The organism is Ruegeria sp. CJ3 (genome assembly GCF_056536725.1).
Genome location: NZ_JBQFQE010000003.1, coordinates 426,639 through 440,739, shown reverse-complemented (window position 1 = coordinate 440,739; position 14,101 = coordinate 426,639). Strand labels below are relative to the sequence as shown.

At 60.9% G+C, this 14,101-nt stretch carries 15 protein-coding genes; 8 read left to right on the top strand and 7 right to left on the bottom strand.

Annotated features, from left to right (window positions below; all coding sequences use genetic code 11):
• Positions 1-66: 66 nt before the first annotated feature.
• On the bottom strand, positions 67-1,743 hold the full coding sequence (locus tag ACR0J1_RS07990; RefSeq protein ID WP_480732045.1) for a cytochrome D1 domain-containing protein: 1,677 nt from the start codon (positions 1,741-1,743) through the stop codon (positions 67-69).
• 231 nt (positions 1,744-1,974) lie between these two features.
• On the opposite strand from ACR0J1_RS07990, the gene ACR0J1_RS07985 reads away from it, so the two are divergent.
• The 7 genes from ACR0J1_RS07985 to ACR0J1_RS07955 all read left to right on the top strand — a co-directional run bounded on the left by ACR0J1_RS07985 (position 1,975) and on the right by ACR0J1_RS07955 (position 8,701).
• A complete protein-coding gene (locus tag ACR0J1_RS07985; protein ID WP_480732044.1) occupies positions 1,975-3,162 on the top strand; it encodes an NnrS family protein in 1,188 nt (395 codons plus the stop codon).
• Positions 3,163-3,282: 120 nt separating this feature from the next.
• Entirely contained in the window at positions 3,283-3,732 is a 450-nt protein-coding gene (locus ACR0J1_RS07980; protein WP_480732042.1) for a c-type cytochrome, read from the top strand.
• Between the two features lie 16 nt (positions 3,733-3,748).
• Positions 3,749-5,116, top strand: a complete 1,368-nt coding sequence (locus ACR0J1_RS07975) for a cbb3-type cytochrome c oxidase subunit I (protein ID WP_480732040.1) — start codon at positions 3,749-3,751, stop codon at positions 5,114-5,116.
• A gap of 5 nt (positions 5,117-5,121) precedes the next feature.
• The gene (locus ACR0J1_RS07970; RefSeq protein WP_480732038.1) at positions 5,122-5,931 is read left to right on the top strand and encodes an AAA family ATPase; all 810 of its coding nucleotides are present in this window, start codon (positions 5,122-5,124) and stop codon (positions 5,929-5,931) included.
• Between the two features lie 9 nt (positions 5,932-5,940).
• The gene (locus ACR0J1_RS07965; RefSeq protein ID WP_480732037.1) at positions 5,941-7,863 is read left to right on the top strand and encodes a nitric oxide reductase activation protein NorD; all 1,923 of its coding nucleotides are present in this window, start codon (positions 5,941-5,943) and stop codon (positions 7,861-7,863) included.
• A complete protein-coding gene (locus ACR0J1_RS07960; protein WP_480732035.1) occupies positions 7,860-8,408 on the top strand; it encodes a cytochrome c oxidase subunit 3 in 549 nt (182 codons plus the stop codon). Before ACR0J1_RS07965 ends, ACR0J1_RS07960 begins: the two co-directional genes overlap by 4 nt.
• A gap of 5 nt (positions 8,409-8,413) precedes the next feature.
• Positions 8,414-8,701, top strand: a complete 288-nt coding sequence (locus tag ACR0J1_RS07955; RefSeq protein ID WP_480732033.1) for a nitric oxide reductase F protein — start codon at positions 8,414-8,416, stop codon at positions 8,699-8,701.
• Positions 8,702-8,759: 58 nt separating this feature from the next.
• Here the strand turns inward: ACR0J1_RS07955 and hemA are convergent, their stop codons facing one another.
• Entirely contained in the window at positions 8,760-9,983 is a 1,224-nt protein-coding gene (hemA, locus tag ACR0J1_RS07950; protein WP_480732031.1) for a 5-aminolevulinate synthase, read from the bottom strand.
• A gap of 183 nt (positions 9,984-10,166) precedes the next feature.
• Here hemA and ACR0J1_RS07945 point away from each other — a divergent pair, with 183 nt between their 5' ends.
• Complete coding sequence (locus ACR0J1_RS07945; protein ID WP_480529956.1) at positions 10,167-10,868, top strand: Crp/Fnr family transcriptional regulator; 702 nt, start codon at positions 10,167-10,169, stop codon at positions 10,866-10,868.
• 35 nt (positions 10,869-10,903) lie between these two features.
• Here the strand turns inward: ACR0J1_RS07945 and ACR0J1_RS07940 are convergent, their stop codons facing one another.
• Genes ACR0J1_RS07940 through napG form a run of 5 tightly spaced genes read right to left on the bottom strand, consistent with a single transcriptional unit; the run spans position 10,904 to position 14,079 of the window.
• Positions 10,904-11,164 carry a hypothetical protein gene (locus ACR0J1_RS07940; RefSeq protein ID WP_480529958.1) on the bottom strand — a complete coding sequence of 87 codons (261 nt, stop codon included), beginning with the start codon at positions 11,162-11,164 and terminating at the stop codon, positions 10,904-10,906.
• 13 nt (positions 11,165-11,177) lie between these two features.
• Positions 11,178-11,876, bottom strand: coding sequence for a NapC/NirT family cytochrome c (locus ACR0J1_RS07935; RefSeq protein WP_480732029.1), 699 nt, complete (start codon positions 11,874-11,876; stop codon positions 11,178-11,180).
• A 29-nt stretch (positions 11,877-11,905) separates the two neighbouring features.
• On the bottom strand, positions 11,906-12,334 hold the full coding sequence (locus tag ACR0J1_RS07930; RefSeq protein ID WP_480529962.1) for a nitrate reductase cytochrome c-type subunit: 429 nt from the start codon (positions 12,332-12,334) through the stop codon (positions 11,906-11,908).
• A 12-nt stretch (positions 12,335-12,346) separates the two neighbouring features.
• On the bottom strand, positions 12,347-13,264 hold the full coding sequence (gene napH, locus ACR0J1_RS07925) for a quinol dehydrogenase ferredoxin subunit NapH (RefSeq protein ID WP_480732027.1): 918 nt from the start codon (positions 13,262-13,264) through the stop codon (positions 12,347-12,349).
• Complete coding sequence (gene napG / locus ACR0J1_RS07920; protein ID WP_480732025.1) at positions 13,261-14,079, bottom strand: ferredoxin-type protein NapG; 819 nt, start codon at positions 14,077-14,079, stop codon at positions 13,261-13,263. Before napG ends, napH begins: the two co-directional genes overlap by 4 nt.
• Positions 14,080-14,101: the final 22 nt, after the last annotated feature.

Here is a 14,101-nt window from a genome sequence, read left to right as displayed (position 1 = left end):
TGATGTGTCAAACGTGGAAAGGGCGGGCGAGGGGCCCGCCCTTTCCGGTTTTTGGAGTTGAACCCGTCAGGTGACGTGGTTCGAACGGTTGTAGACGTTGAACTTGCCGGTCGGAGCAAACAGCCCCTTCACGCGACCGATCTCTTCCAGCGTCTTGGCGTCGAAGATCACGATCTCACCGTTGGCTTCTTTCGAGGTCGAGCGGTTCCACTTGGAAACCCAGACTTCGGAACCGTCCTGGTTGAACTCGAAGTGGACGGCGACGTTGCCTTCCTCTTCGGTGATCTGGATCGTTTTCACGATCTCACCGGTCGCTTTGTCGATGACCTGCACCGATTGCTGGATCTCAGGCTCGGGGTGCTTGGTCTGGTCGGCCCAGATGTAGTCCGATTCCGGGTGTGTCCGGATGAACAGACCGGGTCCGTCAGTTTCCACTTCGTAGCAGACCTTCCAGGCGTCGTCCGGGCGACCTTCGGGGTCGTTGCCCCAGACAGTCACGGTGCCTTCACCCAGGTGGGTTGTACCGGCAACGGGACCACAGTTCGGGTCATCCCAGTTGGCGCCGGGGCCGGGGTGCGGCAACGGTGCAGTGTCGATCAAGGCTTCAAGCTTGTGAGTCTTGGTGTCGACCACAACCATTTTGTTCGACGCGTTTGCGGCGATCTGGAAGTAACGGCCTGTCGGGTCGAAGAACCCGTCATGCAGGAACTTGGCGCTGTCGATCTTGTCGATCCGCAGGTTGTCCAGGTCGGTGTAGTCCACCTGCCACAGCTGGCCGAGCTCTTTCACGGCAACGATCCATGTGGGCTCGTTCGGGGTGGTGTAGATGGCGGCCACGCGGCTTTCTTCCACATAGTCCCCGTCCACGTTCACACCGCGGGTCGACACGACCTTTTTCGGCTCCATGGTTTCGGCATCGACGATCGCGAAATGCGGAGGCCAATAAGCCCCACCGATGACGTATTTACCGTCGCCGGATACGGCCACGTCGCGGGCGTCATAACCAATGGTGACCTCGGCCACGAGCATGTTCTCGGGGTTTTGCCACAGGTCGATCTTGGTCATCTTGCCGTCGCGGCCCATGGTGTACCAGAAGCGGCCCGGGTTTTCCGGCTCTTCCAGTTTATGGTGCTCGGAGGCTTTCAGCACGTGCACCGCGTAACCGGTGGGGATGTGCGCCAGCACTTCTTTGGTGTCGCCGTCGATCACGGCCACCTTGCCCACGTCACGTTCGATGACCACGAAGAAGTTTTCCCAGTTGCGGCCATGCAGCGGCTCGGACGGGTAATCTTCGGGTTCGACGTAAACCTTGCGGGTCGCCATCATCTGCTCAAGCGACATTTCCGGCGGCTTGGGCGGCTCCATCTGGATATAGGTCGCCATATCGCGGATTTCGTCCTCGGTCATAACGTCCGAGAAGTTGTTCATACCGCCTTCGGTACCCCACGCGATGATTTTTTCCAGACGTTCCTGACCCAGTTTCAGGGTGCCGGATTCGGTCACGGTTCCATCGGCGTTCTTTGTTTCGACCAAAGGCTCAAGGCTTTTACCTGTCGCCCCTTTGCGCAACACGCCGTGGCAACCGGCGCAGCGTTCAAAGTAAAGTTGCTTAGACGATTCAAAGGCTTCCTTGCTCAGGGTTGGCTCTTCGGCAAAGGTCGGTGCAGCGACGCTGCCCAACAGCATTGCCAAACCAACCCCGAAGGCGCGGCCAGTTTTATTGTAGCTGATTCCAAGTGACATGATCACTCTCCGTTTGCTGGTGAGGCAGGTCCTAGGGTGGGACATCACGCGGATGTCATCCTTGACGAAAGTCAACGGAAGGCGCGCAAACTGAGTGGCCCGGCCAAAAAACGGTCCTGTAAAACAGAGGTTTTCGAGATATCTTTTGCCCTTCTTGATCTTGGTTAAGTTAACCCGATTCAATCCTCGCTAGGGTTTGCGCCAACGCCATCAGGGCCGAGGAGAGCAGGCATGTCGGCAGTCATCGCACGCGTTTTGGGCGAGGGGTTTCGGGTGTTTTTCCTATCCGCCGGGCTTTATGGCCTGTTCGTGGGCGGCGTCTGGGGTATCTGGCTCATGACGCAGACCGGAGCGGTGCCATACGCTGATCCCTCATACGCAATGACCCCACCTATGTGGCATGCGCATGAGATGATCTTTGGCTATTCGACCGCCGCGCTGGGCGGATTTTTCCTGACTGCCGTGCCAAACTGGACCGGAGCGCCCGAGGCGCGCGCCCGGTTCATCATGCTGGCCGCGGGCCTGTGGCTGCTGGGCCGTCTGGCGATGTGGTTCTCGGGCGTGGTGCCGCCGGTTTTGGTGACGGTGCTTGATCTGGCCTTCGTGCCGATTCTTGCGGCGAAGATCGCGACTCAGCTGATCCGACGTCCCAAACCGCAGAACATGGTGTTCCTGCTACTGCTCAGCCTGATCTGGGTTGCCAATCTTCTGACCCATCTGGAATGGAGCGGGGTTACGGGTGGCACCTTGAATCTCGGCCTGCGCGCAGGATTGCTGACCTTATGTTCGATGATCGCGATTCTGGGCGGGCGGATCACCCCCGCCTTCACCCGCAACGCAATGAAACGTGACGGCGCGCCCGAGGCGGCGTGGCCCGTCTCGGTGGCGGCGCTGGACAAGGCAGGAATGATCATCGCCCTGCTTCTGCCGCTGTGCGCATTGTTGCTGGGCCTCAGCCCCGTGACCGGAGCGGTTGCGCTGTTGCTTGGTGTGATTCAAATCCTGCGCATGGTGCGCTGGCGGTCGGCCTGGGCGCTGCGGCAGCCGATCCTGATCGCGCTGCATGTCGGGCTGGGGATGCTGGCCTTGGGTCTGATCCTGTGGGGCCTGTCCCTGCTGGGCATCGGCAACGAAATCGCGGCGCTGCATGTACTGGGCATCGGCTGCGTTGGCGGCATGACTCTGGCGGTCATGAGCCGCGCCGCGTTGGGACACAGCGGGCGGGCGCTGATTGCTCCGACACCGATGGCGGTGGCCTATGGGCTGATGGCACTGGCGGCGATTCTCAGATGGGTAGGATCGGACCTGAACACCGGCTATCTGACGGTGATGTTGCTGGTGGACGGTCTGTGGGTAGGGGCCTTTGCGCTCTATCTGATTGCCATGTGGTCGGCCCTGACCGGTCCGCGTGCGGCTTGAATATTCATATATTATCGTGCTTTAGCTATTCCCTTGTGCAGTCTTGACTTTCGTTAAGGCAGCTGCGCGGCCCAACCGCCATTGTCACCATACGAACTAATCTGCGCAAAGGAGAGCGCAATGCGAGAAGTCATGACAAAGAGCATGGCTCGCAACATATTCTATGGCGGGTCACTGTTCTTCATCCTCATCTTTCTGGCCTTGTCGGCCCATTCGCACTATTACATCGTGAATTCCGAGAACTCGGCAAAGCTCGATGAAAGTGTGGTTCGGGGCAAGCATGTCTGGGAAAAACACGCCTGCATCAACTGTCACACGATCATGGGTGAAGGGGCTTACTATGCGCCTGAAGTCGCGAATGTGATGACCCGTTGGGGTGTGCTGGACGACCCGGAATCGGCCTTTGAATCCCTCAAGGGCTGGATGGAAGCACAGCCGACCGGTATTCCCGGTCGCCGGCAAATGCCCAACTTCAACCTCAGCGACGAAGAGATCCGTGATCTGGCAAACTTCCTGATCTGGACCGACAATATCGACGCGCAGGGCTGGCCGCCCAACGAGGCAGGCTGAGAAAGGGACAAGGACAATGAAATACGAATCCCAAAAAATCGCCTACGCCTACTTTGCCGTAGCCATGGCCCTGTTCGCGATACAGGTGATCGGCGGCCTTCTGGCCGGTCTGATCTATGTCTTCCCGAACTTCCTGAGCGAGCTATTGCCGTTCAACATCGTGCGGATGCTGCACACCAACTCTCTGATCGTTTGGCTGATCCTTGGCTTCTTCGGGGCTGCCTATTTCCTGATCCCGGAAGAGGCCGAACGTGAGATCCATTCGACCAAGCTGGCCTATCTGCAGCTGATCATTCTTGTGGTCGGCACGCTGGGCGTGGTTGTGACCTATGTCTTCAACCTGTTCGAAGGCAACTGGCTGCTGGGCAAAGAGGGGCGCGAGTTCCTTGAACAGCCCAAATGGGTCAAGGCGGGCATCGTCGTGGCCGCGCTGATCTTCCTTTACAACGTGTCGATGACCGTTCTGAAGGGCAAGAAGACCGCCATCACCAACATCCTGTTGTTGGGTCTGTGGGGTCTGGCGCTGCTGTTCCTGTTTGCCTTCTACAACCCCGGCAACCTGTCCTTGGACAAGCAATACTGGTGGTACGTTGTCCACCTGTGGGTTGAAGGTGTGTGGGAATTGATCATGGCCTCGATCCTGGCCTACCTGATGCTCAAGCTGACAGGTGTGGACCGTGAGATCGTCGAGAAATGGCTCTATGTTATCGTTGCCGCGGCACTGTTCTCGGGCATCCTTGGCACCGGCCACCACTATTACTGGATCGGTACCCCCGGCTATTGGCAGTGGATCGGGTCGATCTTCTCAAGCCTCGAAGTGATCCCGTTCTTCGCAATGATGGCCTTTGCCTTCGTCATGGTTTGGAAAGGCCGCCGGGACCATCCCAACAAGGCTGCTCTGCTGTGGTCGCTGGGTTGTGCCACGCTGGCCTTCTTCGGAGCTGGTGTCTGGGGCTTCCTGCATACGCTGCACGGTGTGAACTATTACACCCACGGCACGCAGATCACCGCAGCCCATGGTCACTTGGCCTTCTATGGTGCCTATGTCTGCCTCAACCTGGCGATCTTCAGCTATGCGATGCCGATCCTCAAGAACCGCGATCCCTATAATCAGGTTCTGAACATGGGCTCGTTCTGGCTGATGACCAGCGGCATGGTCTTCATGACCTTCGTGCTGACCTTCGCAGGTACCGTTCAGACGCACATGCAACGTGTTGTAGGCGACTACTTCATGGATGTGCAGGATCAGGTCGCCATCTTCTACTGGATGCGCCTTGGCTCTGGCATCGTCGTGGTCCTTGGTGCGCTGCTGTTCATCTACTCGATCTGGGTTCCCCGGAAAGAGATCATTGAACCCGGCGCAGCCGAAACCCCTGCGGAGTGATGACTATGGACGGCTCCATGAAACTGACTGAGGGGGCGGCTGACGCCCCCTTCTACCTCGCCCAGGGCGATGAATGCGACGTCTTCTGCGCCGCTTACACCAATGACCTGCCGGTTCTGCTGAAAGGCCCGACAGGCTGCGGCAAAACCCGCTTTGTGGCCCACATGGCCGCCAAGCTTGGCCGCCCGCTTTACACCGTGGCCTGCCACGATGACTTGGCCGCCGCCGACCTGATCGGGCGTTACCTGCTGAAAGGCGGAGAAACCGTCTGGGTCGATGGCCCCCTGACCCGCGCGGTGCGCGAAGGCGCGATCTGCTACCTTGATGAGGTGGTCGAGGCCCGTAAAGACGTCACCGTCGTGCTGCATCCGCTGACCGACGACCGGCGCATCCTGCCGATCGACCGCACCGGAGAAGAGCTTGAGGCCGCGCCCGGCTTCATGCTGGTTGCCTCCTATAACCCCGGATACCAGAATATCCTGAAAACCCTGAAACCCTCGACCCGGCAGCGGTTTATCTCGCTGGAATTCGACTTCCCATCGCCCGATATGGAAGCCGAGGTTGTCGCCCAGGAAAGCGGGCTGGCGCTGGAGCGCTGCAAGCCGCTGATCCGGCTGGCGAACAAGTTGCGCGGGCTCAAGGGTCAGGACCTTGAGGAAGGCGTCTCCACCCGTCTGGTTGTCTATGCCGCGACGCTGATCGCGCAAGGCATGTCCACCGACCGCGCCATCCTTGCCGCTATGGTTGAACCTCTGACGGATGACGAGGACATCAAACGCGGGCTCCTCGATCTTGTCACGGCTGTCTTTGGGTGAGGCCGGCCGATGGTCAGGATCGATTTTGAGCCATGGGAACCCGAAGAAACGATCGGGAAACTGTGGCACACCCTTGCCAGCCGCCTCGATGCACCTGAGGTGCATGTTGGAGCCGCGGTCGACCTCTCAGAGGTCGCGGGGCGGCTGGCCGTCCTCTTCCGAGGACTTGGGGGTAGCCCGGGCGTTGAATTGCGCCCGGTCTCACCCGAGATTTCACGCCATCGCCTAAGCTGGCGCCGCAAACTGGCGACCGAGGCCGAGTTGATGCCGCGCGCGTCCTTCGATGGCGAGGTACTGCGCCTGCCCGACCGGCTTGCCGTATTCCCTGCGCGCGAAGCCAATGGCGCGCTTTATGTCTGGCTGGCCGCTGCTGCCGCCCATGCCGGAACCCGCATTGACGAAGATGATCCGCTGCGCGCCGATCTGCGCGCGTTGATGGCAGCGCAGGACATGGTTGTGGCGACGCTCGACGACGCCCCCGGCCTGCGTCCCCTTTATACCGAGCTGTGCAAAGGTGTCCTGCATCAGCGCGATATTCCCGGCCTTCCCCCTGTTGAGGCCGCAGTGGAAGAACTGATCCGGCACAAGCTGGGCGACCCGGCCCCCCTGTCGCCAAAGGCCGAGCAGCTTTTGACGCTGGACGACGACCTGACCGCCCCGCGCGGCTATCAACCGATGCGGCCGGTACCCTTGTGGCCCGAGCTGCGCGCCGTTGGCTTTTCCGAACATAACGAGGTCGAAAACCCCGACACCGAAGGCGAGCCCGAGGAATCCGGCGAGAAAACCCACCGCGCCCGCCGCCGCAAATCGGATCAGGCCAACCGCAGCGACAGTTTCATCCTGCACAAATTCGAAGCCATCCTGAGCTGGGCCGAGTTCCTGAATATCAACCGTCGCATTGATGATGACGATCCCGACAACGCCAAAAAGGCCGCCGATGATCAAGAAGAAATCGGGCTGGGCCAAATCTCAAAAGCCCCGCCCACCAAGCTGAAACTGCATCTGGATCTGGCACCCGAGGACGTGAATCGCGAGCGCCTGTCTGGCCGCATCCTCTATCCCGAATGGGATGTGCGCACAGGGCAATACCTTCCGGACCATGTGAACGTCTTGCTGTCCGACGCCGACATCCGCGAGGATGCCGCCGAGTTCGGTAAAGACCTCGCCACCGCCCGCCGCATCCGCGCCGTCAAACGCCAGTTCGAGGCCCTGCGCCCGGGCCGCGTCATGACGCGTGGCCATCTGGACGGTGATCAGCTGGATATCGAAGCCGCCGTGCGCGCCGAAACCGACCGCCACGCCAGCGGTGAAGGCAACGAACGCATCTGGATGCAATCCCGCCCCGAGGCGCGCGATCTGGCGGTCTCGATCCTGCTGGACGTCAGCCGCTCGACCGAAAGCGCCGTAACGGGCCGCGCCGTGATCGACATCGAACGCGAGGCGCTGGCCGCGCTCGCTTGGGGCCTAAACGCCTGCGGCGACGATTTCGCCATTCACGCCTTCAGTTCCCTGAAACGCCAGCGCGTCTATGTCCAGCGCTGCAAACGGTTCGATGAGCCGATGGGCGCAACCGTCGAACAACGCATCGCCTCGCTGCGCCCCGGCCACTACACACGCCTTGGCGCTGCGATCCGCCATTGCTCGGCAGATCTGGCAGAGCAATCCCGAAAACGCCGCCTGCTGCTGGTCATAACCGATGGAAAACCCAACGATCTGGATCACTATGAAGGTCGCCACGGCATCGAAGATACCTGCATGGCCGTCCGCGAGGCCCGCCGCGCCGGGCAATCGGTCTTTGGCGTCACCATCGACAAAACCGGCAAAAGCTGGTTTCCGCGCATGTTCGGTCAAGGCGGGTTCGCCGTCATCCCCGACCCGCACCGCCTGACCATGGCGCTGCCACAGATCTACCGCCAACTGGTCGGCGCATGAGCGACACTTCCCTGATCGACGAGCTTCCGGGCGAGTTGCTGATGTGGGTGCTGATCATCTCGGAACTGCTGGTCTTTGGCGCCGGCCTGATCGCGTTCATGGGCGTGCGCCTGGCCGACCCTGCGGGCTTTGCCGAAGCACAATCACATCTCTACCGCACCGGCGCGGCGCTCAATACTGCCGTTCTGATCACGTCCGGCTACCTCGCTGCACAGGCCCTGCACTGGCGACAAGCCGCCCGCCGCACCGCCGCCCGTCTGGCGCTGATCGCGGCAGCTGGGCTGGGCGTTGTATTCCTGATTATCAAAGGCGCGGAATACGCAGGCAAAGCCGCGCAAGGCATCACCTACGAGACCCACCCGTTTTTCCTGTTCTACTACCTGCTCACCGGCTTTCACGCGGCCCATGTGCTGGCCGGCGTCGCCATCCTGCTGCTGGTCGCGTGGCGCGACGATCAACGAAACATCGAGGCTGGCGCACAGTTCTGGCACATGGTCGATCTGGTCTGGATCATGCTCTTCCCCGTGATCTACCTGTTGGGATAAGCGCGATGCCCACACCTTCATCTTTTCAAAAATACTCCCGCCGGAGGCTCCCGAGCTCGCTCACAGGCGCATGGCTCACCCTTCTGGCGCTCAGCATCGCATCCGCGATCCTGACGCTGCTGCCGATATCCCCCAAATTCCTTGGCGCTTGCATCCTGATCTTGGCACTCACCAAATCCCGCATCATCCTTGCGCGTTATCTCGAGCTTGCCACCAGCCCCGCCTGGCTGCGGGGCTTTACCATGGTGTTGACGGGTTTTGCGTTGACCGTCTTCGGCCTCTACCTGATCTGACCAAAGAAAAACGCCGCCCCGGAAGGGCGGCGCTTTTCCAAGCGAGGGGGAGCTTTGGTTATTGGGCCGCCATCGGCATACGCGCGATCTGGCAGCGTTGCCACAGGGCCGACAGTGCGCCGACCAGATGGTCGATATCTTCATCCGTATGCACGGGCGAGGGTGTGATGCGCAGTCGTTCGGTGCCTTTGGGCACGGTGGGATAGTTGATCGGCTGAATATAGATACCGAACTCCTCCAGCAGCGTGTCCGAGATGAATTTGCATTTCACCGGATCACCCACCATCACAGGGATGATATGGCTGGGGTTGGGCAGATGCGGAATGCCTTCGGCATCCAGGCGGGCGCGTACCTCGGCCACGCGGGCCTTCTGCAGATCGCGTTCAGCGTTCGATTGCTTCAGATGGCGGATCGAGGCTGCAGCACCTGCGGCAATCGACGGCGGCAGAGCAGTGGTAAAGATGAAACCGCTGGCAAAGCTGCGCACGAAATCGCACAGCGCGGTCGACGCGGCGATATAGCCGCCCACCACGCCGAACGCCTTGCCCAGCGTGCCTTCGATTACGGTCAGACGATCCATCAGACCTTCGCGTTCGGCAATGCCGCCACCGCGCGGGCCGTAAAGGCCAACGGCGTGGACCTCGTCGAGGTAAGTCATCGCGCCGTATTTGTCGGCCAGATCGCAGATCTCTTTGATCGGGGCGATGTCGCCATCCATTGAGTAAACGGACTCGAACGCGACCATCTTCGGTGCGTCCGGATCGGCGGCGGCCAGCTTCGCCTCAAGGTCTTCCAGATCGTTGTGTTTCCAGATCACCTTTTGCGCCCGTGAGTGGCGGATGCCTTCGATCATTGAGGCATGGTTCAGCGCATCAGAGAAAACGATCAGACCGGGAATTTTTGCGGCCAGCGTCCCCAACGCCGCCCAGTTCGACACGTAGCCCGAGGTAAACAGCAGGGCATCTTCCTTGCCGTGCAGATCGGCCAGTTCACGTTCCAGCAGGACGTGATCATGGGTCGTCCCCGAGATATTGCGCGTCCCGCCCGCACCCGCGCCGCAGCGGTCCAGGGCGTCGTGCATGGCGTTGATCACAGCGGGGTGCTGTCCCATGCCCAGATAATCGTTCGAGCACCAGATCCGCACGTCACGCTCGACCGCTCCATCGGTCTGGCGCGCGTTGGGGAAGGCACCGCAACGGCGTTGCAAGTCGATGAAAACACGGTAATTCCCTTCATCCCGAAGGGCATCAAGGCTCTGGTCAAAAAATCGCTCGTAGTCCATCTTGCTTGCTCCCCGGAATACTGGCTTTGAGGTGAGTTTAGGCCAGCGGCAGACTCCGTAACATGACAATAGTCAAGTTCGGGTCGTATAATGGGATGGCGAACGCAGGCAGGTTCTGTCATAGCAGAAACAGGGATGGACCCACCGCGCATCAGCGTCGGCAGGAATAAGGGGGGTGTTTTCATGTCTCATGAGGCACAAAAGGCGATCGCGCGGCAATCGCTGCTGCTGCGCAGTCTGCCGGATCAGCATGTCGAGACATTGCTGAGCCACGCGATCTGGCGCCAGTATGACCGGGGTGAGACCATCTTTCTGCAAGAGGAAGAGGCACAGGCCATTCACGTGGTTCTGGACGGCTGGGTCAAGCTGTTCCGCATGACCCCCACCGGGGCTGAGGCGGTGGTCAGCGTGTTCACCCGCGGCGACAGCTTCGGCGAGGCGGTGGCGCTGCGCAATGTGCCCTACCCGGTCTCGGCCGAGGCGGTATCGGCCTGCGATGTGATGCACATCCCCAGCCCGATCCTGACCTCACTGATGAAAGAGGACCCCGAGATCGGGATCTCGATCCTGGCGGCCACCTTTACCCATCTGCATTCGCTGGTGGCGCAGCTGGAACAGTTGAAGGCGCAGACCGGCGCGCAGCGAGTGGCCGAGTTCCTGCTTGGGCTGTGCGATGATCAGCAGGGTGCCTGCGATGTGGCGCTGCCCTATGACAAGATGCTGATCGCGGGGCGTCTGGGGATGAAACCCGAGAGCCTGAGCCGGGCGTTTTCGCGGCTCAAGGCGGTGGGCGTGAAGATCAACCGCAACCATGCCGAAATATCGGATGTTTCGCTGTTGCGGGACTATGCAGAAAGCGACCCGGCCGAAAACTGGGGCCGCTAAAGGCTGGCCCGGCGGTGCCGCCGGACCGGCTTGTTTCAGGCGGCGACGGTGCCCTTGCGGCGGATGACGCTGCCCAGGCTGCCTGCGCACAGGCCGACAGCGATGGCGATCCCCAGTTCCAGCCCTTCTACATGGGAAAACTGCCAACCCGCAAAGACCAGCGTTTCCAGCACTCCGACCAGACCGCCCAACAGGGCCCCCAGCCAGATCTGACGCGTCATCATGCCAAGGCCGAGGCCCAGGATGCCCGGCAGGCTCAGGATGTTGCCGCCGATGGTTCCAAGTAATTCAAGCATCTGTGCCCCCGCCTTAATCGGTACTGGTGTTCAGGAAGGTGCGGATGTCGTCTCCGTCCACCGCGGCCTGCTGCTGCAGGGCCTTGCCTTCGGCATTCAGCGCCTCGGTGACGTTCTGGTATTCCTCCAGATAGTCCGGCGGCAGGCTGTGCGCGATGCCCTGATGGCAGTCGATACAGGTCATATCGTTGTCGATGGCGCGCTGGTGCTCAGAGGCGGCGCGGGTTTCCTGAATGGTAAAGTCCATATAGTCGAAGTTGTGGCAGTTGCGGCATTCGCGGCTGTCCGACGCCTTCATCTTTTTCCACACGGCCGAGGCCATGCTCAGGCGATGCTCTTCGTATTTCTCGGGCGTGCTGATGGTTCCGGCCAGTTCATGATAGACATCCTTGACCGCCATGATCTTGGCCTTGATCTTGTGGTTCCATTCATCCGGCACATGGCAGTCCGAACAGATCGCGCGTACGCCCGAGTGGTTGTTGTAGTGAACCGTCTCGCGGTATTCGCCCAGATTGGTTTCCATCGTGTGGCAGGACACGCAGAACTCTTCGGTGTTGGTCATCTCGAGCGTCCAGTGGAAACCGCCCCAGAACAGGATACCCGCCAGAAAGCCGGCAAGGATTAAGAACCCCGAGCTGAACATCACCGCCGGTGTCCAGAACCCGTTCCAGAGACGGCCAAGCCAGCCGCGTTTTTCGGGGGAGTCGGCCATATTGGTGCTCCTTTCAGACAATCAGTGGATCAGTTGGACGGCTGGAAGACATTGTCGACCAGCGGGGGTGCATCGGCCTGCGGCACGTGGCACTGGTTGCAGAAATACCGGGTGCCGGCGATCTGATCCAACTCGTTGCCGTCGCGGTCCAGATAGTGGGTCATCGACAAGGTGGGCGCGTTGCGCTCGCCCGCCTTGGTCCAGTCATGGCATGACAGGCACTGGTTGGTGCGCAGGTCGATCTGGTACTGGTCCGCCTTGTGTGGGATCACTGGCGGCTGCTGGCGGTAGTTGCGCTGCACGCGGCCTTCGGCATTGCGGTGAACCTGATCCAGAATGACCGGTTCGTCGACTTCTGCGCCGCGCAAGGTCGACACCCCGCTGGACTGCGCAAGGGCCAGGCCACCGAGGAGCAGCGGCGGGATCAGGGCAAGGCCCAACAAGATCGATTTCTTCATCTTCTCACTCCTTCAAAAAGGTCTTGAGGCGCGCGGCTCGGGCGCGGCGGTTGATTCCGGTGGCGCGACGGTCAGCTCGTCGAACCGATGGGTGAATTTGAAAACGTCCACGGCGCAGATATCTATGCAGCGGCCGCAATTGGTGCAGTCGGGAGACAGGATCAACGGGGTGCTGTCCCCCTTGCCCTTCAGCGCCGGAGAGATCACGTGGTTTTCGGGGCAAACCGCGTAGCAATCCATGCAATCGTCGCAGGCCGAACGGTTGGTGGCGCTGACCCGCAGCATCGCCTTGTGACCCACCAGCCCGTAGAACGCACCAACCGGACAGACATGGCCGCACCATCCATGGCGCGAGACGAACAGGTCGAACAGGAAGATGGCCGTGACCATGGCCCAGACAAAGCCCATGCCAAAGACCAGCCCGCGATGCAGCATTGTGATCGGGTTCACTAGCTCCCACGCGATAACGCCGGTCAGGCCGGATACGATCAGAACGGTCGCCATGATCCAGATCCGGGTGGCGCGCTTGGGCTGCCAGCCCTTTTGCAGCCCCAACTTGCGGTGAAGCCAGTGCGCCCCGTCGGTGACCGGGTTGATCGGGCACACCCACGAGCAATAGACGCGGCCCCCGATCAGCGCATAGGCAACCAGCACGATGGCCGCGCCAAGGGCGGCGGTCAGTTCGGGCCAGTGTCCGGCCACAAGGCTTTGCAGGAACACAAACGGGTCGGTCAGCGGCAGTACGCCCAGGGTCAACGACCCCGCCAGCGTGCCCTGCACGATCCAGATGCCAAACCACGGACCCAGCAGGAACAGTATCAGAAAGAACAGCTGGCTCGCGCGGCGCAGCAGCAGGTATTTATGCGCTCCAACCCAGCCCTTGACCTGAATGGCCTCTTGTCCCAGCGGCAGATGTGTGCGGGCGGTCATTGCGTGACCTCCGGCAGTTTGAAGCTGGGCTCGAACCCGCCCGGTGCGACCAGATTGTCGGTACCCGGTCCCGGCAGGCGGTCGGGCAGATCAATGATGCCTTCGACAACCGGCGCGCCCTTGGCTTCTTTCTCTTCCCAGCCCCTGCGGTAGTGATCTGCGCTGCTGCCGCGAGCCAGACGCGTCGGAAGAACTTTGATCGCGGCCTCGGGCAGAACGCAGCTTTTTTCGCACATGCCGCAGCCGGTGCAGCGGTCGGCATGGACCGTCGGGATGAACACCGCATGGTGGCCCGACCGCGCATTATGTTCGGTTTCCAGCGTGATCGCCTCGTCGATGACGGGGCAGACGCGGTAACAGACGTCACAGCGCAGGCCGAGGAAGTTCAGGCAGTTTTCCTGATCGACCAGTACGGCCACACCCATCTCGGCGTCGTCGATATTATCCAAACCGGGGTCCAGCGCCCCGGTGGGGCAGGCAGCAACACAAGGGATGTCGTCGCACATTTCACACGGCACATCGCGGGCGGTGAAATAGGGGGTGCCGGTGGCAACCGCATCGACACCCAGTTCCGCCAGTTTCAACGTGTCATAGGGGCAGTCCCGCACGCACAGACCACAGCGGATACAGGCGGACAGGAATTCTTGTTCAGGCAGGGCACCGGGGGGTCGCAATGCCTCGGCAGGCAAGGCCCTTGCATCGCGGGCCAGATAGGCCAGCAATGATCCGGCGGCCACACAGCCACCCGCCGCCCGCGCCGCATCCTGAAGGAAGCGGCGCCGGTTTGGCGCAAGGGGTTTGCCTGCAGAAGACATGGGGACAACCTTTGCCTTGCTT

Bases quoted from the DNA above. Each gene is read 5' to 3' on its own strand.
- napG (WP_480732025.1), bottom strand. From the start codon at position 14,079: ATGTCTTCTGCAGGCAAACCCCTTGCGCCAAACCGGCGCCGCTTCCTT.
- ACR0J1_RS07940 (WP_480529958.1), bottom strand. From the start codon at position 11,164: ATGCTTGAATTACTTGGAACCATCGGCGGCAACATCCTGAGCCTGCCG.
- ACR0J1_RS07955 (WP_480732033.1), top strand. From the start codon at position 8,414: ATGCCCACACCTTCATCTTTTCAAAAATACTCCCGCCGGAGGCTCCCG.
- ACR0J1_RS07960 (WP_480732035.1), top strand. From the start codon at position 7,860: ATGAGCGACACTTCCCTGATCGACGAGCTTCCGGGCGAGTTGCTGATG.
- ACR0J1_RS07970 (WP_480732038.1), top strand. From the start codon at position 5,122: ATGGACGGCTCCATGAAACTGACTGAGGGGGCGGCTGACGCCCCCTTC.
- ACR0J1_RS07975 (WP_480732040.1), top strand. From the start codon at position 3,749: ATGAAATACGAATCCCAAAAAATCGCCTACGCCTACTTTGCCGTAGCC.
- ACR0J1_RS07985 (WP_480732044.1), top strand. From the start codon at position 1,975: ATGTCGGCAGTCATCGCACGCGTTTTGGGCGAGGGGTTTCGGGTGTTT.
- hemA (WP_480732031.1), bottom strand. From the start codon at position 9,983: ATGGACTACGAGCGATTTTTTGACCAGAGCCTTGATGCCCTTCGGGAT.
- ACR0J1_RS07930 (WP_480529962.1), bottom strand. From the start codon at position 12,334: ATGAAGAAATCGATCTTGTTGGGCCTTGCCCTGATCCCGCCGCTGCTC.
- ACR0J1_RS07990 (WP_480732045.1), bottom strand. From the start codon at position 1,743: ATGTCACTTGGAATCAGCTACAATAAAACTGGCCGCGCCTTCGGGGTT.
- napH (WP_480732027.1), bottom strand. From the start codon at position 13,264: ATGACCGCCCGCACACATCTGCCGCTGGGACAAGAGGCCATTCAGGTC.
- ACR0J1_RS07965 (WP_480732037.1), top strand. From the start codon at position 5,941: ATGGTCAGGATCGATTTTGAGCCATGGGAACCCGAAGAAACGATCGGG.
- ACR0J1_RS07945 (WP_480529956.1), top strand. From the start codon at position 10,167: ATGTCTCATGAGGCACAAAAGGCGATCGCGCGGCAATCGCTGCTGCTG.
- ACR0J1_RS07980 (WP_480732042.1), top strand. From the start codon at position 3,283: ATGCGAGAAGTCATGACAAAGAGCATGGCTCGCAACATATTCTATGGC.
- ACR0J1_RS07935 (WP_480732029.1), bottom strand. From the start codon at position 11,876: ATGGCCGACTCCCCCGAAAAACGCGGCTGGCTTGGCCGTCTCTGGAAC.